This is a genomic window from Breznakia blatticola (assembly GCF_004365815.1).
In the GTDB taxonomy this organism is placed as follows: Bacteria; Bacillota_I; Bacilli_A; order Erysipelotrichales; family Erysipelotrichaceae; genus Breznakia; species Breznakia blatticola.
In genome coordinates this window covers 19,836-44,357 of sequence record NZ_SODD01000005.1, presented here as the reverse complement: position 1 = coordinate 44,357, position 24,522 = coordinate 19,836, and the positions used below count along the sequence as shown (strand labels likewise).

20 protein-coding genes are annotated in these 24,522 nt (G+C 33.4%); 4 read left to right on the top strand and 16 right to left on the bottom strand.

Translation table 11 applies throughout. The annotated features are described in order from the left end of the window. Positions 1-201 precede the first annotated feature (201 nt). Positions 202-498 (bottom strand): transcriptional regulator, encoded by a 297-nt coding sequence (locus tag EDD63_RS02640; RefSeq protein WP_134167437.1) that lies wholly within the window; start codon positions 496-498, stop codon positions 202-204. A gap of 1,063 nt (positions 499-1,561) precedes the next feature. On the opposite strand from EDD63_RS02640, the gene EDD63_RS02635 reads away from it, so the two are divergent. After that, a complete protein-coding gene (locus EDD63_RS02635; RefSeq protein ID WP_134168217.1) occupies positions 1,562-2,011 on the top strand; it encodes a hypothetical protein in 450 nt (149 codons plus the stop codon). 50 nt (positions 2,012-2,061) lie between these two features. On the opposite strand, the gene EDD63_RS02630 is transcribed toward EDD63_RS02635, so the two are convergent. Then, the gene (locus tag EDD63_RS02630) at positions 2,062-3,729 is read right to left on the bottom strand and encodes a glycoside hydrolase family 13 protein (RefSeq protein WP_134168215.1); all 1,668 of its coding nucleotides are present in this window, start codon (positions 3,727-3,729) and stop codon (positions 2,062-2,064) included. A gap of 161 nt (positions 3,730-3,890) precedes the next feature. Between EDD63_RS02630 and EDD63_RS02625 the strand changes: the two genes are divergently transcribed. Together EDD63_RS02625 and glgP are read left to right on the top strand one after the other, a co-directional pair. Then, positions 3,891-5,828 (top strand): alpha-amylase family protein, encoded by a 1,938-nt coding sequence (locus EDD63_RS02625; protein ID WP_134168212.1) that lies wholly within the window; start codon positions 3,891-3,893, stop codon positions 5,826-5,828. Further along, on the top strand, positions 5,829-8,183 hold the full coding sequence (glgP, locus tag EDD63_RS02620; protein WP_134168210.1) for a glycogen/starch/alpha-glucan family phosphorylase: 2,355 nt from the start codon (positions 5,829-5,831) through the stop codon (positions 8,181-8,183). 49 nt (positions 8,184-8,232) lie between these two features. Here glgP and EDD63_RS02615 read toward each other — a convergent pair whose 3' ends face one another. The 10 genes from EDD63_RS02615 to EDD63_RS02570 all read right to left on the bottom strand — a co-directional run bounded on the left by EDD63_RS02615 (position 8,233) and on the right by EDD63_RS02570 (position 19,608). Next, entirely contained in the window at positions 8,233-9,762 is a 1,530-nt protein-coding gene (locus tag EDD63_RS02615) for a hypothetical protein (RefSeq protein WP_134168208.1), read from the bottom strand. Continuing rightward, positions 9,746-10,630, bottom strand: a complete 885-nt coding sequence (locus EDD63_RS02610; RefSeq protein WP_134168206.1) for an ATP-binding cassette domain-containing protein — start codon at positions 10,628-10,630, stop codon at positions 9,746-9,748. Before EDD63_RS02610 ends, EDD63_RS02615 begins: the two co-directional genes overlap by 17 nt. Then, positions 10,614-11,324, bottom strand: coding sequence for a hypothetical protein (locus EDD63_RS02605; protein WP_134168204.1), 711 nt, complete (start codon positions 11,322-11,324; stop codon positions 10,614-10,616). Before EDD63_RS02605 ends, EDD63_RS02610 begins: the two co-directional genes overlap by 17 nt. After that, entirely contained in the window at positions 11,263-11,859 is a 597-nt protein-coding gene (locus tag EDD63_RS02600; protein ID WP_134168202.1) for an RNA polymerase sigma factor, read from the bottom strand. Before EDD63_RS02600 ends, EDD63_RS02605 begins: the two co-directional genes overlap by 62 nt. A 149-nt stretch (positions 11,860-12,008) precedes the next feature. Then, a complete protein-coding gene (gene gltA / locus EDD63_RS02595; protein WP_134168200.1) occupies positions 12,009-13,394 on the bottom strand; it encodes an NADPH-dependent glutamate synthase in 1,386 nt (461 codons plus the stop codon). Between the two features lie 2 nt (positions 13,395-13,396). Beyond that, on the bottom strand, positions 13,397-14,239 hold the full coding sequence (locus EDD63_RS02590; protein ID WP_134168198.1) for a sulfide/dihydroorotate dehydrogenase-like FAD/NAD-binding protein: 843 nt from the start codon (positions 14,237-14,239) through the stop codon (positions 13,397-13,399). Between the two features lie 13 nt (positions 14,240-14,252). Next, on the bottom strand, positions 14,253-15,431 hold the full coding sequence (locus EDD63_RS02585; RefSeq protein WP_134168196.1) for a SpoIIE family protein phosphatase: 1,179 nt from the start codon (positions 15,429-15,431) through the stop codon (positions 14,253-14,255). Next, positions 15,424-17,088, bottom strand: a complete 1,665-nt coding sequence (locus EDD63_RS02580) for a [Fe-Fe] hydrogenase large subunit C-terminal domain-containing protein (RefSeq protein WP_134168194.1) — start codon at positions 17,086-17,088, stop codon at positions 15,424-15,426. The genes EDD63_RS02585 and EDD63_RS02580 overlap by 8 nt, the downstream gene beginning before the upstream one ends. Positions 17,089-17,167: 79 nt before the next feature. After that, positions 17,168-18,358, bottom strand: a complete 1,191-nt coding sequence (locus EDD63_RS02575) for an iron-containing alcohol dehydrogenase (protein ID WP_134168192.1) — start codon at positions 18,356-18,358, stop codon at positions 17,168-17,170. Positions 18,359-18,672: 314 nt separating this feature from the next. Next, a complete protein-coding gene (locus EDD63_RS02570; protein ID WP_166667522.1) occupies positions 18,673-19,608 on the bottom strand; it encodes a LysR family transcriptional regulator in 936 nt (311 codons plus the stop codon). A gap of 295 nt (positions 19,609-19,903) precedes the next feature. Between EDD63_RS02570 and EDD63_RS02565 the strand changes: the two genes are divergently transcribed. Next, positions 19,904-20,425 (top strand): hypothetical protein, encoded by a 522-nt coding sequence (locus EDD63_RS02565; RefSeq protein ID WP_134168188.1) that lies wholly within the window; start codon positions 19,904-19,906, stop codon positions 20,423-20,425. Positions 20,426-20,936: 511 nt separating this feature from the next. On the opposite strand, the gene EDD63_RS02560 is transcribed toward EDD63_RS02565, so the two are convergent. The 4 genes from EDD63_RS02560 to thiD form a co-directional block, all read right to left on the bottom strand. Beyond that, entirely contained in the window at positions 20,937-21,701 is a 765-nt protein-coding gene (locus tag EDD63_RS02560; protein ID WP_134168186.1) for an alpha/beta fold hydrolase, read from the bottom strand. Between the two features lie 413 nt (positions 21,702-22,114). Continuing rightward, positions 22,115-22,741 carry a thiamine phosphate synthase gene (thiE, locus tag EDD63_RS02555; RefSeq protein WP_134168184.1) on the bottom strand — a complete coding sequence of 209 codons (627 nt, stop codon included), beginning with the start codon at positions 22,739-22,741 and terminating at the stop codon, positions 22,115-22,117. Beyond that, complete coding sequence (gene thiM, locus EDD63_RS02550) at positions 22,725-23,540, bottom strand: hydroxyethylthiazole kinase (RefSeq protein WP_208318291.1); 816 nt, start codon at positions 23,538-23,540, stop codon at positions 22,725-22,727. The genes thiE and thiM overlap by 17 nt, the downstream gene beginning before the upstream one ends. Then, on the bottom strand, positions 23,537-24,382 hold the full coding sequence (gene thiD / locus EDD63_RS02545) for a bifunctional hydroxymethylpyrimidine kinase/phosphomethylpyrimidine kinase (protein WP_134168182.1): 846 nt from the start codon (positions 24,380-24,382) through the stop codon (positions 23,537-23,539). Before thiD ends, thiM begins: the two co-directional genes overlap by 4 nt. Between the last annotated feature and the right edge of the window lie 140 nt (positions 24,383-24,522).

The following is a 24,522-nucleotide window of genomic DNA, read 5'->3' as shown; positions in this document are numbered from 1 at the left end:
CACAATATAGGTTTTACTTACTGCAATATCTCTAGAACGATACAATTTACCATCGATGTAATAGTGTTTCGTTCATTAACAATTACAGTTATACTATTTTCTCTTTGTATCAATTTTATATAGTTAGCATAAAAATCATCTAAACCATTCTTTACAAATTCAAAAATAAACTCGTTAAGTAAATTAATATTGAAATCTTCATTATTTGCTTCCTGTAGTAAGACTATTTAGTATATTTACATATTCTAAGAATTCACGTCTTCCCTTCTTTGTTAACGAATATGTAGTTTGCGGCTTATTGTTAATAAACTCTTTTTTAACAGAGATATAATCATTTTCGATTAACTTTTTTGTATGAGTCGTCATATTACCATCTGAGCATTCACAAATATCTTTTAATTCGCGATATGTTAAATCAGATACTGAAAGGCTTGCGATCATTTGCAAACGAATATTTGATTCGAATACCTTTGACGTCTGAAGAAGTTTAGTCGACATCTTTAGCACTTCTCAATAATAACCAGCAATACAATAAAGAAATAATCGGAATTATATTAAAACCTTCAAACCAAACAAAACAATCGTTCATTTTAACTATAAAAAGAAAATAATCTGTCAATTCAACCGCTGTCTCCATAGTTATCCTTACATAAACAACACATGCAAAATAGATTAACAAAAAAATAATAGGTATTAAAAAAGCCTTTCTTTTCGTAAAGTTATATATAAGTAAAAAAGCAGCTATCATAATAATTACTTCCAACGGTATCATTAAATGCATATAATACATTATAATTGAATCAAAATAGTATATAAGAATAAAAACGAGACTATTAAATGACAACAAAATCGGTATTATCATAAATGAGTACAAGAAATTTTTATCAGATAAATTCATTTTATTTCGCTTAACAAGATAATAATATAAGCATGGAATTACTATATAAAATGATATCAGCATTATTCGATATATCGAATAATATAGTTCACTCTGATAAAGTCCATTTATGCGCATAATTGATTGGTATATATATAATATTGCAGATGCGATAAAATAGAAAAAGAAAAGATATTTCATATATTTCGATATATTACGAGTATCTTTGTTTTTCGACAATACAAAATGAGTATTACTTATTGCAGTGTTAATTATTTCTTTTGTGTTTCTCATACGATCAAACCTCTAAAATAATTATAGGAAAAGCACTTAAGTATGTAAAGATATTTGTCACGCAAACTAAGTGTTTTATTTTATCAATATTACTATTTATTAAAAAGTAATAAAGTAATCTGTCAAATTGCAGAGGAGGTAGTGTCATGAAAAATTTTCACTTGTCTTATTTACTAACTAATATAATTATAAGTTTAACTATAAAACCTAAAATATTGATATTTTCTTTCTCGTTCATCAAAACATACTACAAACTCTTTGAATGAAATAATCTAATTAATAAACAATATAATACAGTATTGACAACTTAAATAATGCATGTCATTATAAATATATACTATTTATTAAAGAGTACATTTTTTATCGCAACAGAAAAAAGGAGGTTAATGTATGAAGAAAATCATTATGGTATCACTGCTAATTTGTTTATTGTGTTCATGTAGTAATTCAAAGTCTACATATCAAGCCAGTAATCCAAGAATAGAAAGTAAGAATCTATCTACACAATCGATAAGCGGTGTAGAAACAAAAACATTTGAACTTGTCCTAACAAGTGAAATTGATGGAAAATCTGTTACTTATTCACCAACGACTATCATTACTGAAGATGGTGCAATTTCAATTGGAACTGGTAATACACCAAAGTCAATACAAAGTAGTTTAGATGACACCTGTCATTTTTTAGAAGATAGTGAAGCAGATGACAAACAAAATGAAATGATGATTCAATGTTATGCAAAAGAGTATAATGAAGATGAAAGTGATGCGTACATCATTGCATATCAATTAACATTTGATGGATCTGCTAATTTTGAAATTCACGTTTTAGAATCAAAGTAGAATAATTATAAATAATGCGCACGTTATCAATTCGATAGGTGCGCATTTTACTATTTGATTTTTAGAATATAGGAATCATAAGCTGCTAATGTAAGTGTTGTTTCGCAAATTGCAGTTACACTTGTATTTGTTAGTACAATCGATATTACTTTTGGTATTTCAATTACACACTCATATTCGCCTAGATTAACAATAATAAGATAGTGATTGGTATCATCAAATCTCTCATATTGAATGACTTGTTCATCAATGACATCTTTAAAAACAATATCACCATAGATGAATGTTTTATTAGATTTCTTAAGTTTGATAATTTTTTTATAATACTGCCATACGGAGTTTGGATCTTGCATCTGTTGTTGAACATTTATTTCTTTATACTTTGGATGTATTAAGATATCTGTCTTTACTGGTGAAAACCCGGCATTTGTCGTATCATCCCACTGCATAGCAGTTCGCACATTATCTCGAGATGTCATAATGAGTTTCTTTAAAAATGCTTCTTTTTGTGATGTTGGTGTTGCTGCATATTGACCTTTAGCTTGTACATCTTCAAATTGGTCAATTGACGTAAATGGATAGTTTTCCATTCCGATTTCTTCCCCTTGATAAATAAACATGGTTCCCCACATTCCATACATAAGTGTTGCTAATGCTTTCGCGGATTGTTGCGGATATTTTTGACTTCCATAATTTGAAACGACACGATTAAAATCATGATTATTCCAATATAATGGATACCAAGCTCTCTTAATCAAAGATACTTGCCAGTACTCCAGTTTCTCTTTTAATTCTTGTACATTTGTTTTAAGGTTTGCTAGTGATGTTGCTGTGTCAATGTTATTACACCACATATGATCAAATGTAAATGTAACATCTAATTCTTTACGATCAAATGCACAATACTTTAAGACATCCTCAATACTTGGATCACCACCCACTTCACCGACTGCAAATGCATCATTTGGTGCCAAAACTTCTTCATGAAATTCACGAATGTATGCATGTACCTGTGGTAAATTTGAAAACTTTGACCAATCTGAGACAAACATTGTTTCACTTTTAAGTGTTGAATTTTCATACGTTGTATCTTTTGCGATATGTGCAATTGCATCAATACGAAAGCCATCAACACCTAGTTCTAACCACCACAAAGCAATCTGATACAATGCACTTCGTAGTTCTTTATTTGCCCAGTTTAAATCCGGCATTTTTTTAGAGAATATTTTTAAATAGTATTCATCATCATTTAGTTTTTCCCATGCACTTCCACCAAAGAAACTTCCCCAGTTATTTGGTGGCATCTTTTGGTTTGCTTTTTGAATAATATAGTAATCTCGATATTTACTATCTGGATTGTTTTTTACATCCATAAACCAAGCATGTTCATCTGATGTGTGATTCAAAACTAAATCCACAATAATTCGAATGTTATATTTCTTTGCTGTTGTGATCAACGTTTTGATATCTTGCATACTTCCAAAGTTTTCATGGACTTTGTAGTAATCACGCACATCATAGCCATTATCATCTAATGGTGAATCAAAGAATGGACAAATCCAAAGAAAATCAATACCTAGTGCTTGAAAGTAAGGTAGCTTTTCAATAATCCCTTGAATATCTCCGTGTCCATCATGATTTGCATCATAAAACGTCTTTGGATAAATTTGATATCCAACTGCCTCTTTCCACCACTTATATGTTGTATGTTTGTCCATAACAATAACTCCTCATATTCCAATATACTAAGTATATCATCAATCGAAAAAGAAGTTCATTGCATAAAATGATATATATCCTTTCAACTTTAATTTATTTCGATTGCAATTCAACAGTGAATAGCCTACCATTTTTATATAACAGATAAAGAGGTCATCTTATGAAATATACTGCTCTAACAAAATTAAGAAATATATTACAAACATACGAACATGAAACATGTTCTCCATACTATGTTCCTAAAGCATGGACCTATATCCATCACAAACATGAAAATGAAAAAGTATTTTGTGTGCAACCATACCAATACTATAAGGAACAAATCGACTATATTATCAGTCATCCACAACCGCAAATCCAAGATTATAAAGATGCATATTACTATTCAACAATGATACGTACATCAACAACTTTTGATCACAATCAAGATAAGCAACTCGATGTAATGAATCGCGAAGGCTTTAAGGAAACTGGTACATTTGTCAAAATGATTGCCTATTTACCAACACTAAAAGCAATGGGAATCAATGTGATCTATTTATTACCTATCATGCAGTATTCACGCATGGATAAAAAAGGTGAACTTGGCTCTGTTTATGGCGTAAGTGATTTCTTTACCATTGATAAAGATTTATTTGATCCTATCACAAAAGATGAAATGACACTCGATGAACAGTTCAAAGCATTTATTGAAGCATGTCATCTTCTTGGTATGCGTGTTGTACTTGATATTATTCCACGAACAAACTCTGTAAATACAACCTTGCTTATATCACATCCAGATTGGTTTTATTGGATTGATCTACAAGATTTAGATGATTACAAACCACCACGAGTTGATGGAATCCCACCAACTACACCAATTGAAGAAAAATATATCGAACCCTTATATGCTGCAAAAGAAACGCATGAACATATTGCAAAATTTAAAGAAGCACCAAGTATTCGCAATCCAAAAAAATGGGAAAAACTTGTTGCTACATATAAAGCAAATCCACAATACAATCCACTGGAATTAATTCGTCAAGAATTTCAAATGACTGTTGCTCCTGCCTTCAGTGATCAACTGAATGATGTGCAACCTGCATGGAGTGATGTAACATTCTTTCGAATGTATATGGACCAACCAAAGATTGTAAAGGACAAACACTTAACAGACATTACAACACCATACATTCTTTTTGACACAATAAAAGCCAATCTATTTCCAGGTGAAATTCCAAATCAACCATTATGGGATGTATTAAGTGATATCCTTCCTTACTATATCGAAAACTTTGGTTTGGATGGGGCTAGAATTGATATGGGACATGCACTTCCTGAACCATTAACGGAGTTGATTATCAAGAAAGCCAAAGCATGTAAATCTGATTTTTACTTCATTGCTGAAGAATTAGCAGCAAACAAAAACAGCGCAACAAAAGCGAAACGTCTTGGCTATGATCTCATTATTGGAGATGGATTTTATCACACCCATCGTTTTGATGAGCAATTAACACGTGATTTCTATTACAATGGTATGAGTTTACCTACTTTGGTTTTTGCTTCAGGTGAAACACACGATACCCCACGACTTATCTCACGTAAAGGTGGATATAAAACAAGTATGCTTATTAGTATTCTTAATCAATTTGCCTACAATTTTGCCCCTTTTATGAATTCGGGACAAGAATTGCTAGAAAAACAAGCGATGAATACTGGTGTTGATGTAGATGAGCATACATTATATGCACTTGAAGAACATGATCCATACTATAAGAAACTCGCATTGTTCGATAAATATGAATTTCATTATCTAAATGATTACGAACCATTTATGGATACGCTTATGCAAATCGCAAAGATTAAAGATACCTATCGTGAACTACTTACAAAAAAAGAGCATGTTGCTTATTTAACTACACCAAATAAAGATGAAATCATCTTCCATTTTCAAGATGATAAACAACGCTTGTACATTCTAGCAAATGCAAATTTGAAAGATACATGTACCTTTGATTTACCATTACACAACTATAAGGTGTTGTTTTCCACTACAGAAACAACATCATTGACATTAGAACCTTTAGCTTTACGTATTATCTGGGAGGAAAACTAAATGCATCAGATCAAAGAACAACTTCAACAAAGCGCAATACAACTATTTTCAAAAGACTTTTCAGAACTTAGTAAAAATGAAATGTATATTGCACTAGCCTTAATGATTCAAAACATGGCTGCTAGTAGTGTTGCACAAACCACAAAGAAAATAGATACACAAGATGCTAAACAATTGTATTACTTTTCCATGGAATTTCTAATGGGACGACTGCTCATTAATAACTTGCAAAACATGCAACTATTAAAAGCAGTAGACGATGTTCTACAACCCTATGGCATATCAATTAAGGATATCGAATTTGAAGAAGAAGATGCAGGATTAGGAAATGGTGGTTTAGGTCGACTTGCTGCTTGTTTCATGGATTCTATTGCATCACTAAATTATCCAGGACATGGAGTCACGCTTCGTTATCGTCATGGCTTTTTCAAGCAAATCTTTGTGGATAACAAACAAGTCGAATTACCTGACCTTTGGTTAAATAACAGAAATGTTTGGGAAAATAAAATCAGTGAAGATGCTGCCATCGTTTCATACTATGGAAAACTAATAAAAGCAGAAGATGGTAAATATACATTAACCGATACTGTTGATGTTTTAGCAATGCCATACGATATGCCAATAGTTGGTGCATCACTAACAACAAACACATTACGGATGTATGATGTATTACCTTTAGAAAACCAAAAGAATTTCGATGTTTATGAAAAAGAAATCATGGATATCGTGAGTTGTTTATATCCCGATGATTCAACGCCAAAAGGTAAAGAATTACGCTTAAAACAACAGTATTTATTTGTTAGTGCAGGACTGCAAAACATTCTTAAAAAGCATCTAGCAAAACATGGAACATTAGATAACTTAGCAGATTATGTAGTAATGCAAATCAATGATACACATCCTACATTACTTATTCCTGAATTAATGTGCACACTTGTAGATACACATGGATACAGTCTTGAAGATGCTTATGCACTTACATCAAAATGTATTGCTTATACAAACCACACAATACTAGCAGAAGCACTAGAAACTTGGGATGCAAAGATGATGAAAAAACTACTACCTCGTATCTACCAAATGATTGAAGATATCAATGACATGTTCTTAGATTCACTAAAAGCATACAACTATCCAAAATCGCAAATAAAGAAAATGGCTATCATAGGTAATAAGAAAGTACGTATGGCAAATCTTGCCATCGTTGGAAGTTTTAGTGTGAACGGGGTTGCAGCCTTACATACAAAAATTCTTATCGAAAAAGAAATGAAAATATGGGCAGATCATTACCCACAAAAATTCAATAATAAAACAAATGGAATCACACATCGACGTTGGTTCCAATATGCAAACCCAGAGCTGTATCAATTAGTTAAAAAATATAGTGATGATGCACTTTCTAGTCAACCAATTTCTTGGTTTAAAGAATTTGAAAAACAAGTGGATAATCAAGATGTGCTTACACAACTGCAAGAGATTAAAGCAAAAAACAAACATCAATTGAATCTTTATATTCAAGAACACGAAGGCATTTCAATTCATGAGAGTTCTATCTTAGATATTCAAATCAAACGTCTTCATGCATATAAACGTCAGTTATTGAATGTTTTCCATATTATTTATTTGTATCATCGCTTACTTGATGATGTTACATTTAGAGAAAACTTTTATCCACAAACATTTATCTTTGGGGCAAAAGCAGCACCAAGTTATGTTCTAGCAAAAAACACGATTCATCTCATACGCACAATTGCCGATATCATTAATGCAGATACTCGTATTTCAAATAAACTACAAGTTATTATGGTAACTAACTACAACGTAAGTTATGCAGAAAAACTCATTCCAGCTGCTGATATTTCCGAGCAAATTTCAACTGCCGGATTTGAAGCGAGTGGAACGGGTAACATGAAATTCATGATGAATGGTGCAATTACATTAGGAACAATGGATGGTGCAAATGTGGAAATCTATGATCTTGTTGGATATGAAAACATCGAGATCTTTGGTTTACAGAAAGATGATGTATTTGCAATCCATGCTTCTGATTATAAAGTAGAAGATGATATCAAAGCTGATAAAGAACTTCAAAATATCCTAAATTTCATTAAAAATTTAAAAGATTTCCAACCAATCATTGATTACTTTGAAAAAGAAAATGACTACTATTTAGTCGCTAAAGATTTTAAGGCTTACATCAAAGCACAAGAGCATGTACAACATCTTTATAAAGATCAAACAAATTGGACTAAAAAAGCATTAATCAATATTGCTCGTTCTGGATTTTTCTCCAGTGATCGTACCATTGAAGAGTATGTACATGACATTTGGAAACTAAAGAAACTTGAAAATTAACATTAATTTCTATTGAAAAAGTTGAGACGTTTGATCTCAACTTTTTTCATTAATGCGATATCTCTTTATGGACATTTACAAATGTAATCATTAAACAAAGTATCGTACTTATTGCAATCCAAAATCCAATAACAAATTGGTAACGTCCAAACACATGACCAAATACTGTTATGTATGGTAAGAAAGTCCCATTACTTCCAGATGCATTATATTGAAAATACTGTTCAAATTTAAGCATCACACTTGGAAGAAAAGACTGCATCCCTGTAAGTGATATGTCTAATGGAAATACATAAAAGAATGTAATAATGATGAACATAAACATTATTATGGTTGTAACAATTCGGTTTTTTAACAAGTATGAAAGCATCATAGTCAATGAACTAACCGCAATACACGCCATTATAAACAACCCAATTGATGCTAATACCATCGTTCCGTATTGAACATTTAAATGACTTTGATATATATTAAACAATCCATCCTGCATGACTACAGCAAGATCCAGTCCACGAATTGGTACAATTGCATGACTAATGAGCAATATGAGTAGTTCACTAATCAAAACAGTCATGACGACGAAAATACATGCAGTTATACAACGAGCAAAACGTAACTGTTTTCCACCATATGCACTTGAGTAAATAATCTGATCCGTTTTCGTTTGTGAGTCATATGAAAACAAATCTCCAAATAAAAGCACAAAAAACAATAATAAGGAAACCCCAAATACACTATCTATCTCACCTAAGTTTTTCACGTACAATTCTGTACCGATCAGTGAATCATAGTAAGTATTCGTTTGTAAATATTCCTTATTCATTTGCTGCCAATACGGGCTTGTATCTAAATACTGACCAATTTCCTTGTTTGGTTTCATAGGCACAAAGAATTGTTGATAATTTACTCCATCGATATCTCCCCACTTTAAAATAATATGAGTATCCTTATCAATCATATACTGTAATCCAATATCTAAAAAAGTCTTTGAATCTGTTGGTTTCTCACTAGTTTGTGGTTTTATCAACGGAAAGAAGGTATTTGCTTGATCATAAATTGCGTGAACAGTTTGTACTTCTGATTCTTGTTTGTACAATGGTAAAAATGAACATGTCATGTCCGATTCATTTTCGTTTGCACAATAAATATACATATCAAACGCACCAATCCATTCCTGCAATTCATCATCAAAATTCCAGTTTTTTGATGCCTCAATATATCTTTCAAGCATTTTTTTATTTTCATCTGTGTATAGTTGATTCATACGTTCTGTATCTTCTTCAAGATTATAGTATCCAGCTTTCCTTAACGCTTCATCATACTTTTCGTTGTATTTTTGAATGAAGACTTTATCAACATTACCAGCAAGCTCGTGTCGTTTCTCATCGATGTAACGAATCGCCTCGATTCCAGTTAGTTGTTCTCCACTTTCATTAAGTAGGTAATGATTTTTAGGTATCACTTCTTGATAATTATCGTATGTTGCATACGAAACATACCCAAGCAAAACGATAAATATAATCCATAAAGTTTTCTTTCGAAATAGTTTAATTGCTTCTTCTCTAATAAGTGCTAGCATCTAATACCTCTCTAAAATGATACAAATAAAAATCATCCAATTTTGGCTTTATTACTTTTGCTTGTGGATGCGGAATGTCTTCGCTTACAACTCGCAAGATTGTATTGTCTTGCATTGTATGTTTTTCGACAATATTATTTTGCTCAAGTAAACTAGATGCTTGTATTGTTGGAATTTGTATCTCCCATACTTTTCCTTGAATTGATTCTAACAGTTGATCTTCTTTGTCATGAAAAATAATTGAACCTTCTTTCATCACAATAATATCATCTGCAACATTTTCAATATCACTCACTATATGTGTTGATAACAAGATAATAGTATCCTGCGCTAGTGATGTAAGTATATTTTTGAAATTGATTCTTTCCTTTGGATCCAATCCTACTGTAGGTTCATCAAGTATTAAAACTTTTGGTTCATTTAATAATGCTTGTGCAATACCCACTCGTCGCAGCATACCACCAGACAAGTTTTTCATTTTCTTTTTTCTATGTTGTTCTAGGCGAAGTTGTATTAACAGAGTTTCCATTCGTTTCTTAATGTATTCAGATTTTAAACCTTTCACCACACCCATATAATATAAGAATTGATCTATTGAATAATTTGGATAATATCCAAATTGTTGAGGAAGATATCCAATTGAAGATAAATAGTTTTCACGCTGTTTGTGTAAAAGAATTCCATCTAGCGAAATCAATGGCTGACTATCTGCATTCAATACACCACAAAGAATACGAAATAGAGTTGTTTTTCCACTGCCATTCGCACCAAGTACAGCATGTATTCCTGGTTGTAGTTTTATTTCTACATCTCTAACAACTAAGCGCTTCTTAAACGTTTTGGACACATTTTTAATAATATACTCCATAGGATCCTCCTTTACTATTTCTCATTATCTTAATGAATACAATGATGTATAAAACAAGTGCGAACACACTATACAAAATAAGTTGTTGTTCTAATAACCATGAAAAATACAATACCCAATAACACGCGATTGATAGACTTGCATAACTAACTAAACTAGCTAAAATGCATAAGATTGGCTGCTTGAATACTTTCATGTATATCAAGCACAATAAGCTAGTAATTACTAATGGAAATAATAATATTGCTACAATTTGGAAATAGTAATCAATGTTCAGTATGCTTGTAAGTATTCCCAGAAATGCAAATACAGCACATTCTATTATTAGGATTACACTTACCTTATATAAAATAGCATGCATTGGTGAAATCATTGTTGTTGCAAGTAATTCATCCATTTGATAATACGAATTTCTATATGCTTCAAACAATCCTATCAAAATAATCATGAGTAAATATAGAACTATAATCGGAATAAGCATATTTCGAAATATCTCTAAACAACTAGATATACATAAAAGAAAAAGTCCAATGAATGTTAATCGTACATAATTATGTAATTCATAATGAAGAAATTCAAAAGCAATTTTATAAGGATTATTCTCATTTTTAGCTTGCACTTCATAAAGTACTTTAGTGCAAGCAATCTTTGTTTCTTGCATCTTTTCTTTTGGAATTATGATTTCTCTTTTCATTTGACTTATCTCCTTTCATAATAATTTCTAACCTATGTAGTGCCAATTTATGTCGACTTTTAATCGTGTTTTCATTTACTTCCAATACTGCTGCAATCTCACGAAAGTTAAGTTGTTCAAAATACCGTAAGAGTATGACATCTTGTTGAAAACTTGGCAACTTTGCAATACACTTTAATAATTCTTCACTTTCTAACTTTTTCAATATCGATTCATGTGGTTGTATATTCGTGTCCTCTATACGTTCTACTTCTAGTTCATGAAACATCATCCGTTCTTGTTTGCGCCAATAATCGATACATAAATTCGATGCAATTCGATATAGATAATGAATTACTTTTTCTTGTACTTTATAAGTCGTTATATTACTTATAAAACGAATAAATGTTTCCTGTGTAATATCTGCACACTCAGCATCACCTTGTAATTTTCGATATACAAACCGATATACTTGAGGATAGAGAAACTCAATGAACTGATTTAGTGATTCCTGATCACCTTTACGAATCTTTTTTATTATTCTTTTTTCATTCATAATTTCCTCCTCTCATCTATATAACGTTTTTGCTAGTAAAATAGTTTACTTTTCTTTTCATTATTTCATGTTTTCATAAGAAAACAAAGAATTCAAATATCATTAAATAAAAAAAGATGGATTTCGATTGGTTTCCATCTTATCTAAGATTATTTATTTTGAATGTATTCATCCATTGCTTGTGCAGCTTCTTTTCCTGCTCCCATTGCTAGGATCACCGTTGCAGCTCCAGTTACTGCATCTCCTCCAGCAAATACACCTTCTCGTGTTGTTGCTCCTGTTTTTGGATCTGCAATTAAACATCCCCACTTATTGGTGTCTAATCCTTCTGTGGTTCTGTGAATTAATGGGTTGGGACTAGTTCCTATCGACATAATCATACAATCGATATCTAGTGTAAAATTACTTCCTTCTTTGATGACTGGTCGTCTTCTTCCACTTTCATCAGGTTCTCCTAATTCCATTTGTACACATTCAATCGCTCTTACATTTCCTTTGTCATCACCAAGTACTTGGACTGGATTATTCAATGTCTTAAAGATAATTCCTTCTTCCATTGCATGTTCCACTTCTTCTTTTCTTGCTGGTAATTCTTCAGTTCCTCGACGGTATACAATGTACACTTCTGCTCCTAGACGCTTTGCACATCTTGCAGCATCCATTGCAACATTTCCTCCACCGACAACTGCTACTTTCTTACCTTTGAAAATTGGTGTGTCAGCTTCTACATCATAAGCTTTCATTAAGTTAAAACGTGTTAGAAATTCATTTGCAGAGAATACTCCATTTAAGTTTTCTCCAGGTATTTTCATAAAGTTTGGAAGTCCTGCTCCACTACCGATGAATACAGCTTCATTTCCATCTTCAAATAGTTCATCAATATCAAACACTTTTCCAATAACCATATTGGTTTCCATGTGAACACCTAAGTCTTTGAGTGCTTGTACTTCTTTACTTACAATCGCTTTTGGTAGTCTGAATTCTGGGATTCCATATTCAAGTACTCCTCCTGCTTTATGTAATGCTTCATAGACTGTAACTTCGTATCCTTTTTTCGCTAAATCTCCTGCACAAGTTAATCCTGCAGGTCCAGCTCCTACTACAGCTACTTTATGTCCATTCTTCTCAATTGTTGGAATCTTGTTTTCTCCATTTGCCATATGATAATCAGCGACAAATCTCTCAAGTCTTCCAATTCCGACTGCTTCATGTTTAATGGCTCTTACACATAGCTTTTCACATTGGTCTTCTTGTGGACATACACGTCCACATACTGCTGGTAAAGCATTGGTTTCTTTAATCTTATCGTAGGCTCCTTCGATATCTCCTTCTTTGATTAAGGCGATAAATTCAGGAATTTGCACACCTACTGGACATCCATTTACACAAGGTTTGTGTTTACATTGTAGACAACGATCCGCTTCTTCTTGTGCCATTTCCAAGGTATATCCTGTTGCTACTTCTGCAACGTTTTTATTTCGTACATTTGGCTCTTGATGTGGCATTGGTACTTTATTTGGACTCATGTTTGGCATAACTAGCGCACCTCCTTATGAAATAAGTGACAGTCTTTTTCACGTGCTTTGGCTTCAAAGTCTGCATACTGTCTAGATCTTGCAATCGCTTCATCGAAGTCGACTTGATGTCCATCAAAATCAGGTCCATCTACACAAGCAAATTTCATTTCGTTGTTTACACTTAGTCTACAGCATCCACACATTCCTGTTCCATCAATCATAATCGGGTTCATGCTGACCGTTGTTTTCACATCATATTGTTTTGTGAGTTGGCAGACAAACTTCATCATAACTAGTGGTCCAATTGCGATGACTTCATCAAACACTTCACCTGCATCAAGTAGTTCTTGTAGTTTATTTGTGACTAATCCTTTTTCTCCTACAGTTCCATCATCGCTCATCGTATACATATGATGACTAACTGCTTCAAATTCATCACGTAAGATTTCTAAATCTTTATTTCTAAATCCAGTAATTACAGTTACCTCTGTGCCATTATCATATAGTGCTTTTGCGGTTGGATAGGCAATTGCACAACCAACTCCTCCACCAACGACACAGACACGTTTCATGCCTTCTACATGACTTGGTACACCTAGTGGTCCTACAAAGTCAAGAATGGCATCTCCCACTTCTAGGTTATCTAGTAACATCGTACTACGACCTACCAATTGGTAAATAATCGTAACAAGTCCTTTTTCACGATCATAATCTGCAACAGTTAAGGGAATTCTCTCTCCCATTTCATGTGAACGAAGGATAATAAATTGTCCTGCTTTTGCCTTTTTGGCAATTGCTGGTGCTTCTACTACCATTTTCGTAACCGTTGGATTTAATCGTTCTTTTTCAACAATTTTATACATAGGTCTCCTTTATCTAAAAGTAATTTACTTTTACTTTTTTATCTAGTTTTAACAACTCCGCAACGAGTTGTTCAATCATTTCCATTTTATGACCATAACTTACACTTTGATGTTCTTGATGTGCTGGATTTTTTGCAAGCCCAACATAGAAATGAATATCACTTACTTCATCAAAAAGTAGTTTAGCAATTTTACTTGCTCCATCATCCTGATATGTCCAGTAAGTATACAACTCATTCATATGTGTATGATCTTTTGCATATTCTAAAACTTTCTGAATCGTGACACTACCTTCAGAAACTAAGTCTACACCTTCAATACTACATGTAGGTGGAACATTTGTATTTGCATAAACCTGATTCATTTTTATCGGTTTATATAAATACTTGGCACATAGTTGTGAAGTAGTTCCTCCACAAACTACATGGTATCCATCACGTGAGAAAAATAAGCGCATCATCTTATCTACATCATCGGGATTTTTAGGTGGACCAATTAAAATATTCGCATTTTTGCGTTTGCATAGACGAATTGCACAAACACTAATATCATCACCTGGTTGATTATCATAATGTGATAAACATTCTTGCAAAAGCAAACTGCTGAATGTCTTTGCATCAAAGTTCTCTTGAAGTTGCAAAGACTGTTCCATATACGTTGCAATTTGTTTTTCATCCCACTGCAAATCTAAGATCTGTCCTTTGGATGCAAATAGAACACCGTCACTCATCAACAACATGTAATCACCTTCTTGTAAGGTGATCCGTGTTCGACTAATTTGCTTGCCATCGATGATTTCTACAGTTTCATTATACCCCAGTTGTTTTCCATCGCGAAAAACAAGCGCTTTGGGATTATCGTACTGTACAATATCTGCAACTCTTGAATTTGCATGTAAATACACAAAGGAAAATGTGGAGTATGCAAGTTGTCGTTCTTTACATACCGGAAGCGTGTTGATAATGGTTTGTACACAATCTTCTAAAGACATTTGGTTTGCCATCATTGTGGAAATAATTTTTGCAGTTAAAATGGATAAGATACTCGCTTTTACACCACTTCCTAACCCATCTGCTAAGACTACGATTTTACTACCATCTTCCATTTTCACAACATCAACATGGTCTCCACATAACTGTTCTCCGCGTTTATTGACATGACTAATTCCAACATCGAAATATACATTATTCACGAGCCATCGACTCCTTCAGTTTCGTCAAAGCAACCTTTGTTTCTGCTGTAGTTTCTCCAAGTAAAGATGCAATTTCTTGTACCGTGCGCATTTGTTTATCAATCAATTGATCCGTGATTTCGATCGTAGATTTACGATAGTTTTCTTGTTCGCTTTGCAACTTTATATCATCACTAATATCACGAATGATGCAAATTAAAATATGATACGCTCTATCTGCAATAACCGTTAAATTGATGTGCTTATCAAATTCAGCAAGATAGATTTGTTTGTCATATGTATTCTTTCCATCAAAATACGTATCCATAATTAACTTAGGATCTAATAATCGTACTACTTGATCCCCAATAATTTCAAAGCTATGTTCAATATTAAATATCTTACATGCTGCTTCATTCATTTGTTCGATTTCAAATTCTTCATTTAATACAATAATCCCATTGGGTGTGTTGCGAATAATATTATCAGAAAATGTTTCTGCACGATCACGAAGATACGGTAAACACATTTCTAAGTTTGCCTTTCCTTGAATAACTGCAATTGCTTTTTCACGACATGTATTATATCCACAACCACCACAGTTTAGTTCATCTTCAACCTTTAATTTCCCAATATTTGCTAGCACTTCATTAATCATTTGATCGCTAATTCGATAAGTCATTTGCTTGCGACTTTCAAAAGTTGTCTCTAAGTTTGGAATATCTATTTCAAGTATTTCACCATGTTGCTTTGCCTTTTGTTGAATATGTAGTGTGTTTGGTACACGTGTATATCCACTTTTGCGTAATACTGGACCACCTGCACAACTGCCTGAACATAGTGACATTTCAATAAAACAATGATGAATCTTTCCATCAATGACATCTTGGATAGTTTGCACACAATTTTCTTGTCCATCAACTACTAAATAAGTACGGTTCTCTTCTTGTTTCATCGTGGATAATATCCCTCCTGAAATTGGAAAACTACGCGTCGATAGTTGATAATCACCAGTAGAATATACTGGTTTCATATATGCAGATAAGCCTAGATCTAGAAGTTCATCAAAGGTCAATACAACATCAGTGCTTGAACGTGTATCATCAATCTCAGCTTTCTTTGAAATACATGGACCAATAAAAACAACTTTTGCTTCTGGATAGGTGTCTTTTAGTTTTCTTGCATGTGCTTCCATTGGTGTGACAACATTTGCAAGTGCATTTAATGCTTCAGGAAAATGTTTTTGAATCAATAAGTTCACACTATGACAACATGATGAAATAATCACATCGTTTTGCATATTAGCACATAATGTTTCATATGTGTTTTTTACCATATATGCTCCAATTGCAGTTTCTTGTACATCTGTAAAACCAAGATCTAACAGTTGTTGCTTCAGCAAAAAGAAATCCGTATCGTTTAGTGCATTGTAAGAAGGTGCAATACTTGTAACAAGTTGCTTACCTTCTGCTAACCATGCCTTTACTTTATTTGCATCACTGTGAATGTACTTTGCATCTTGTGGGCAAACAAGATAACACTCTCCACAGTAAATACAATCATCACCGATAATATTGGCTTGATCATTTAAAAAACTAAGGGATTTTACTGCACACTTACGGATACATTTATAACAGTTTTTACAATTCGATTTCTTTGATTCAATATATTTTTCCATTGCGACCTCTTCATTAATAAGCGACAAAATAGTTGCCACAAAAGTGACAACTATTCGCAAACGACAGTGTTTCTAGTAATTAGAAATCTACGTCTTCGTTGTAGTAACAAGCTTTTAATAAGCGTGCCATTTGTGATGCATCAATCGTACGTGGGTTTGTTGCTGTACAAGCATCATCCACAGCTAATTGTGCAACTTCATCAAGTTTGTTTAAGAATTCAGTTTCATCAATGATTCCACCTTCATAATCTTTAATACATGTTGGAATATTTAATTCTTTGTTTAATGTAAGAATGTGGTTAATCAATAATTCCACTTTTTCTGCAGTTGTGTTTCCACCTAAGTATAATGAATCTGCAATTTGTGCATAACGTGTTGCAGCTTCTGGTTCTCTTGCATTGAATTTAATAACTTTTGGTAAATACATAGCATTTGCACAACCATGTACAATGTGTCCACCACTATATGCAGCACCAGTTTTATGTGCCATTGAGTGAACAATACCAAGTGAAGTATTAGAGAATGCCATACCTGCTAAACATTGTGCATCGTGCATTGTTTCTCTAGCTTCTTTGTCACCTTCATATGAAGCAACAATAGAATCTGTAATTAATTTAATTGCATGCAATGCATGTGGGTCAGTATAGTTACAATGTAATGTAGACACATATGATTCAATTGCGTGTGTCATAGCATCCATACCTGTATGTGCAGTTAGCTTTTGAGGCATTGTTTCTGCTAATGTAGAATCAATGATTGCTACATCAGGTGTAATGTTAAAGTCTGCTAATGGATATTTAATTCCTTTTTCATAATCTGTAATAACTGAGAATGCAGTTACTTCTGTTGCTGTACCACTCGTTGATGGAATCGCACAGAATTTTGCTTTTTGACGTAATGTTGGGAAACTATATGGAGTAATAATATCTTCAAATTTAGTTTCTGGATATTCATAGAATACCCACATTGCTTTAGCAGCATCAATTGGTGATCCACCACCGATTGAGACAATCCAATCTGGTTGGAATTCACGCATTGCTTGTGCTCCACGCATAACGGTTTCTACTGATGGATCTGGTTCAACACCTTCAAATAGTTGAACTTCCATTCCTGCTTCTTTTAAATACGTTTCTACTTTGTCTAGGAATCCGAAGCGTTTCATGCTTCCTCCCCCAACAACAACGATTGCTTTTTTACCTACTAAATCTTTTAAGTTTTCAAGTGATCCTTTTCCGTGATACACATCTCTTGGTATCGTATATCTAGCCATAAAATCTAGACCTCCTTTTTATCTACTTTCACATTCTAACACTGCAACTTTTATTGCGGATATATAAAAAAAGGACATCTCCATATCTTTGTGAAAATATGAACATGTTCTTTTTTCATGCTGACTTGTTAAACTCCCAACATTCTTCACAAGCAATTCCCTCACTTGCTTTTAGCTAACAAGTCGCTTGAGCGCATAATATCTAAGTCATATAAAGGACACTAACGAATGTTGTGGGTTTATACTACCAAATAACGATTCATTATTGATATATAATATTTATCTATGGTTATTTATAATGTAATATATAGCAATTACTTTAACTTTAGAAAAGCTACATTATTTCTAGCTTGATCTAGCTTATTGATGAAATCTTTATCTAAATCACTAAGTTCATAATCTTTACGATAAATAATTACATCTTTATAGGTATCACGAATTCCATATACCTTGCGTTGTACAACATCATAACGTTCCAGTAGGTATTCTGGAATTGGTGAAGCAAATGTATATGATTCACTCACTGTCGAAAGAAATTGAAATTGACTCGAACGTTCAAATATCGATAACTTGCTACTCGTTGGTTGTTCGCGTCGTTTCTTCAATTGATGAAAATATGGTAATACTTCATCTTCATATACGATTTCAATATATGGTTCAAGATCAGAAAGTTCAATTTTTTCTTTATTTGCTAATGGATGATGTTTCGACATTAAAACAATTTCTTGGAAATCCCAAAGCGTTTCCGTTTTTAAATTACGTTCATACAAGTAGTCTTTAAAATACAATTCATTTTTCTTTTCATAACGAATGACACCTAGATTAAAGCGATGTTCAGATACATTATGAATTGCCTTTAGTGCATTTGTCTCTTGGAATAATACTTCGGTGCGTACTTTAAAATCTAAACCACGCACGAAATCAAGAACACCTTCAGAAATATAACTTCCTCTAGGAATCGACACATCAAAGTGAATCGTTCCTTCTTTTTTCCCCGAAGCAAGATTTCCCATCGCATCAATTTGTGCAAGTACTTTATGTGCTTGCTCGATAAATTCTATTCCTAAGTCCGTTGGAATGGTTCCTTTGGGTCCGCGTTCAAAGATTGGAAACCCTACAGTTTCCTCAAGTTCTTTAATTGCTTTACTTAAATTTGGTTGTGCCATGTATAAGTTATCTGCAGCCTTTGAAATAGATTTACTTTTCTCAACTTCGACAACATACCGCAACAATATCGTGTTTATATTCATTGTATTCATCCTTTGCATATTCATTATTTTGTATGTTCTATAAAAAGTATAACATATCAATTATGGACATGAAATACTCTGAAGCTAATTTGTGAAATTTTTAACTATCACGAAACAATGCGATTTTATCATTTCATATTAATATATTTTTTCATCTCTATATAAATAAACTTGATCCTAACTTGTAGTTTTTAATGCAGTTTATAGCGATTTCTTAGTATAATAAGTTATATCATTTGAATTATTAAGATTCATGAAAGTAATATTTGTGTGTAAAAAATGTAGGGAGAGAATAATGAAAAAGAATAGATTATTGCTGATATCTTTTGTATTAAGTGTAGTGTATATTGTGTATGAAGTATTTTACTTAACTGGCTTATCACCATCTTCAAACAGTGCGGAGGAGGTTGGAACCGCTCTAGGGTTTATGCTAATTATCCCACACTTTGTAGTTGTTATAGTTGCAGTACTTTTTAATGGTTTGGCTCTTTTCATGAATAAACGAGCTTTTGCATTAACTGCAGGAATTCTTTATTCTGTGTCTATAGTTTTAATGCCTATTTACTTTATGTTTGTATTGGTACAAACAGTTTTTTGCTACATAGCATTTGCAAAAATGAAAACAGTGCCTATAGAAAAAGTAGAGAGTCAAAAAACTCTAGATCAAAGAAATTCCATTCCTCTCGTAGAGGTACATAAAACCGAAAAAGACGTAAATGATGAAAAACCATACATTGTCATATTAAGTTGTATCATTTTAGGTCTTTGTATTGTTGTTTTATTATTATTGTACTGTGTGTATACACTTACTAAATAGTAGCCGCTTGTAAATGTGAATTGAAATGAAAGAGGCTGTAACAAAATAGATTAGTTTATGATTTATGGAGGTTTATCAGCCTCTTTTTTTATAACTTTTATGCAAAAAACACCTTAAATATCTGGAATTAAGGCATTATGAAAACATCTATGTAGATTTTGATTGAACATGATTAATTTAATATGTTCGGTCCATGCTTCTTATTATGATATTTTTTTAGATTGTATCCAAGACAAACCAAGAGAACTTCCTTTTTAGCGTTTTTTAATCCTCTTCGCTGCATGGAATGGCGTAGAAAGCAGAATACGTCAAGCTGACCGCCAAGCAACTTTGCAAGAGCGTTTTTAGCATTTTGCAGCAGCAACAGAGGGAACAATAGTCACGCAAGACACAGGACATTGCTAGATAAAAATGCCCTACGGCGGCATGTTTGCTACCATAGGGAAAAGGTTATTTTTATACTCTAGAAAGGCGAGATTTTAAGTGTGGAACATGGTCTTTGCTCATCATCTCACTTTGCAAAGAAAGCTTTGCTTATTGAAACAAATTCATCTTGATTTGACATCATCGCAGGATGACCACCTGTTTCAAATAAGTGCATCGTTCCATGCCCGATTTTAGACAGCATTTCCCCGTAAATTTTTTCAAAATAAGTGGGTGAAATACTCCCGACAAATTCATCTTGTTTACTGCCTGTCATAAGAATATCAGGCTTAAAAAAAGCTAAATCCTTATGAAAAAACTTTCCAATCTCTTTTTCATGTCGAACAATCGCAAGTGTATCGTTGTCTACTACTTTTTCCCAACCATCCCCTTGCATCTGCTGGTAGAACATTTTCGCATTTTCATTATGCTTTGAAAGTTCTCTGTCCTCAACAACGTTCGCTGTAAACTCTTTTAGAGGTATTTCACCTTCAAAGCTATCTGCCACTACTTTTGTTACAAGCTCGGGAGCTTCCAAGGCTACATTGATAGCTACTAATGCGCCACCACTACTGCCAATAACATTTACGTTTTTATAATCCTTCGCTTTAAGAAAAGCGATAACCTGCTGTGCTTCATCAAACCACAAGTCAGCAGGAAATTCTGCAAGTCGGTCTGATTTACCATGACCTAGGAAATCTATTAAAATCACTTTGAAGTTATCACTGTATTTCACAGCAATTTCTGAAAACATAACAGACGAAGCAGTATTTCCATGTAGCATTAAAAGTGGTGTACCAGTTCCGATTTCCTCATAATAAATATTGTGCGATTTATAATTAAAGTAAGCCATAATAGCCCTCCTGTTTATTTAAGTTTTTGTTTTCTATATATACATAAGACCGATTTTTCTATAATGGTCTTGCCGTTACATCAAAATTACCATCACCAATGCCTCCTTCCGTTTAATCAACCTAATATAAATTTGGCTCATGCCGTTCTATATTTCTATTTGCTACATAAAAGAAAAGTAATCTCTCTGTAGCTTATTTATAAAATAGTACCAGTAATCCGCGATCACTTCAAGCGATGAAATATAACTTTTAAGTGGTTGTTGGATGTCAATTTCGATTGATAAATCTTGCGAAAAGATATGTTGTTTCCTGGTGTACTCTTCTAGCTGAGGAAAGGTATATTGGTGAGCCTCACTTAATTGTGTATTCATACATATATTTTTTTGTGACTGTATTCGTTACAGCCCTTTTTTCATTCGACAAACACTTTTCTTAAACCTTCTGTTGCTTGTTGAATATCACTTTGTCCTAGTATCGCAGAAACTACAGCAAATCCATCGATATGCATATTAGCATATGTTCTTGCATTATCCATACCAATCCCACCAATAACAACAATTGGTAAATCGATATGTCTTCTAATACGAGCAAGTTCCTCTTTGCTTACAAGAGTAGCATCACTTTTCGTACCTGTAGGATGCATCGCACCAACTCCAAGATAATCTGCTCCATCCTCCCTGGCTTGTATCGCCTGTTTAAGATTTGTTACTGAAACACCAATTACCATATCATCACCAACAATTTTACGAACTACATTTGCTGGAAGATCACTTTGTCCAACATGAACACCACTTGCCTGTATTGCTAGTGCAATATCGATGCGATCATTTACAATCAAAGGAATATTATATCGATCACAAATCCGTTTTACCTGGATTGCTTCATCATAGAATTCTTTTGTTTGATTGTTTTTTTCACGTATTTGTACAAGTGTACATCCGCCAAGAATTGCTTGTTCGATTGCTTCACATAGATCACGACCACCTAAACTTTGATGATCAGTAACAAGATAGATACGATAATCAATATTCGGTTTCATCGTATTTTGCCTCTTGTGCTATTGTTTGTGCATCTAATTTACCAATTTCATCAAGTATCCCCATATGGAAATGTCCAAGTCCTTGTTGTTTGGTTTTTTCATATGCAAGTTCTCCTGCGATACCCATACTTATTAATGCACTACACGTCGCAATAAAAGTATCATCGTTTGCTCCACAATATGCTCCAATTAAACTTGTACACATGCAACCAGTTCCAGTAATTGCAGACATTTGTTTATGTCCGTTATAAATTTTAATCACTTTCTTTCCATCACTAATAATATCTATCGCACCAGTACATGCAACCACACAATGAAATGTATTTGCCAAATTCACAACCATAGTTTGTATATCATAATCTTGAGCATTAATTGCAGCATCTACTCCGTTTGTCTCTGATTTTCGTTCAAGTAAAAAACATAGCTCTGATGCATTTCCACGAATTACATCACATGTAACTTTTGAAAGAATTTCTAACGCACTCTCATTGCGATATCTTGTTGCTCCTACACCTACAGGATCAAATACTACAGGTATTCCCTTTTGATTTGCTGTTTTTCCTGCTGTAATCATAGATGCAAGTGTTCTTTTGTTTATTGTTCCCATATTCAATACCACACTACTTGCCATACTTGCCATATCTTTTACTTCTTCAATTGCATCTGCCATAACTGGCGAACCACCTATCGCTAATGTAATATTGGCACAATCATTCACAGTTACATAATTTGTTAGATGATGGACCAATGGTCTTTTTTGTTGTACTTGTTTTAATGCGAACTGCATTTGCTGAATCATTTTGCTACCTCCACTATTTCTTCAACGATTTCATTTACGTGATTCAACAATCCTGCTTTCTTATATAGTGCATAGAAATGATTTGTTGGACCACAACCTTTTCCTATATTCAGTCCATGTGTAATGGCTGTTATGACATACGTTTTTGCAATACTTGTTGCTTCTCTAATCGAACGACCTTTTGCAAGCTGTGCAGCAATTGCAGATGAAAACGTACACCCTGTTCCATGTGTATGTTTTGTCGCAATTCGCTCAGTTTCAAAATGCGTAAAAACTTCTCCATCATACAATACATCAAGTGCACTTCCCTCACGATGACCGCCTTTTATAATGACGCCTTTACATCCAAGTGTAAGTATTGCTTTTGCTGCTTGTTCCATATCATCAACACTTTGAATTTTCATTCCTGTAATCTTTTCTGCTTCTGGAATGTTTGGTGTAAGTACTTCTGCAAATGGAAGCACTTTTGAAATAAGTGTATCTAATGAACTTTCTTCCATCAAAGGACACCCATTCTTTGCATACATTACAGGATCAATAACTATATGTTTTGGTTTATACTGTTCTAACTTACGTACTACTACTTCCATGCATTTTGGTGTAGAAAGCATTCCAATCTTTACAGCATCTACCTCAATATCTTCAAATACTGCATCCATTTGTTCTCCAATCATTTTAGGACTCACATCTTCAATAGAAATAACTCGGTTTGTGTTCTCAGCTACAACCGAAACAATTACACTCATTCCAAACACTCCGTTGGCACTAAAGGTTTTCAAGTCTGCTTGAATACCAGCACCACCACTACAATCTGAACCAGCTATACTTAATACGTTTTTCATCTTACCTCCTTGTATCTGGTAGGCAATCAGCAACAGTACATCGCATACGCAAAAAAAGACTTCGCATATGCGGAAGCCTTGTGTTGCAGCAACAAATCATAGATAAAAAAAGAGGACACTTCAAAAATGGAGCGTCCTTA

Bases quoted from the DNA above. Each gene is read 5' to 3' on its own strand.
- EDD63_RS02630 (WP_134168215.1), bottom strand. From the start codon at position 3,729: ATGGACAAACATACAACATATAAGTGGTGGAAAGAGGCAGTTGGATAT.
- EDD63_RS02565 (WP_134168188.1), top strand. From the start codon at position 19,904: ATGAAAAAGAATAGATTATTGCTGATATCTTTTGTATTAAGTGTAGTG.
- thiE (WP_134168184.1), bottom strand. From the start codon at position 22,741: ATGAAACCGAATATTGATTATCGTATCTATCTTGTTACTGATCATCAA.
- thiM (WP_208318291.1), bottom strand. From the start codon at position 23,540: ATGATTCAGCAAATGCAGTTCGCATTAAAACAAGTACAACAAAAAAGA.
- EDD63_RS02580 (WP_134168194.1), bottom strand. From the start codon at position 17,088: ATGGAAAAATATATTGAATCAAAGAAATCGAATTGTAAAAACTGTTAT.
- EDD63_RS02615 (WP_134168208.1), bottom strand. From the start codon at position 9,762: ATGCTAGCACTTATTAGAGAAGAAGCAATTAAACTATTTCGAAAGAAA.
- EDD63_RS02570 (WP_166667522.1), bottom strand. From the start codon at position 19,608: ATGAATATAAACACGATATTGTTGCGGTATGTTGTCGAAGTTGAGAAA.
- EDD63_RS02560 (WP_134168186.1), bottom strand. From the start codon at position 21,701: ATGGCTTACTTTAATTATAAATCGCACAATATTTATTATGAGGAAATC.
- gltA (WP_134168200.1), bottom strand. From the start codon at position 13,394: ATGCCAAACATGAGTCCAAATAAAGTACCAATGCCACATCAAGAGCCA.
- thiD (WP_134168182.1), bottom strand. From the start codon at position 24,382: ATGAAAAACGTATTAAGTATAGCTGGTTCAGATTGTAGTGGTGGTGCT.
- glgP (WP_134168210.1), top strand. From the start codon at position 5,829: ATGCATCAGATCAAAGAACAACTTCAACAAAGCGCAATACAACTATTT.
- EDD63_RS02635 (WP_134168217.1), top strand. From the start codon at position 1,562: ATGAAGAAAATCATTATGGTATCACTGCTAATTTGTTTATTGTGTTCA.
- EDD63_RS02575 (WP_134168192.1), bottom strand. From the start codon at position 18,358: ATGGCTAGATATACGATACCAAGAGATGTGTATCACGGAAAAGGATCA.
- EDD63_RS02590 (WP_134168198.1), bottom strand. From the start codon at position 14,239: ATGTATAAAATTGTTGAAAAAGAACGATTAAATCCAACGGTTACGAAA.
- EDD63_RS02640 (WP_134167437.1), bottom strand. From the start codon at position 498: ATGTCGACTAAACTTCTTCAGACGTCAAAGGTATTCGAATCAAATATT.
- EDD63_RS02625 (WP_134168212.1), top strand. From the start codon at position 3,891: ATGAAATATACTGCTCTAACAAAATTAAGAAATATATTACAAACATAC.
- EDD63_RS02600 (WP_134168202.1), bottom strand. From the start codon at position 11,859: ATGAATGAAAAAAGAATAATAAAAAAGATTCGTAAAGGTGATCAGGAA.
- EDD63_RS02610 (WP_134168206.1), bottom strand. From the start codon at position 10,630: ATGGAGTATATTATTAAAAATGTGTCCAAAACGTTTAAGAAGCGCTTA.
- EDD63_RS02605 (WP_134168204.1), bottom strand. From the start codon at position 11,324: ATGAAAAGAGAAATCATAATTCCAAAAGAAAAGATGCAAGAAACAAAG.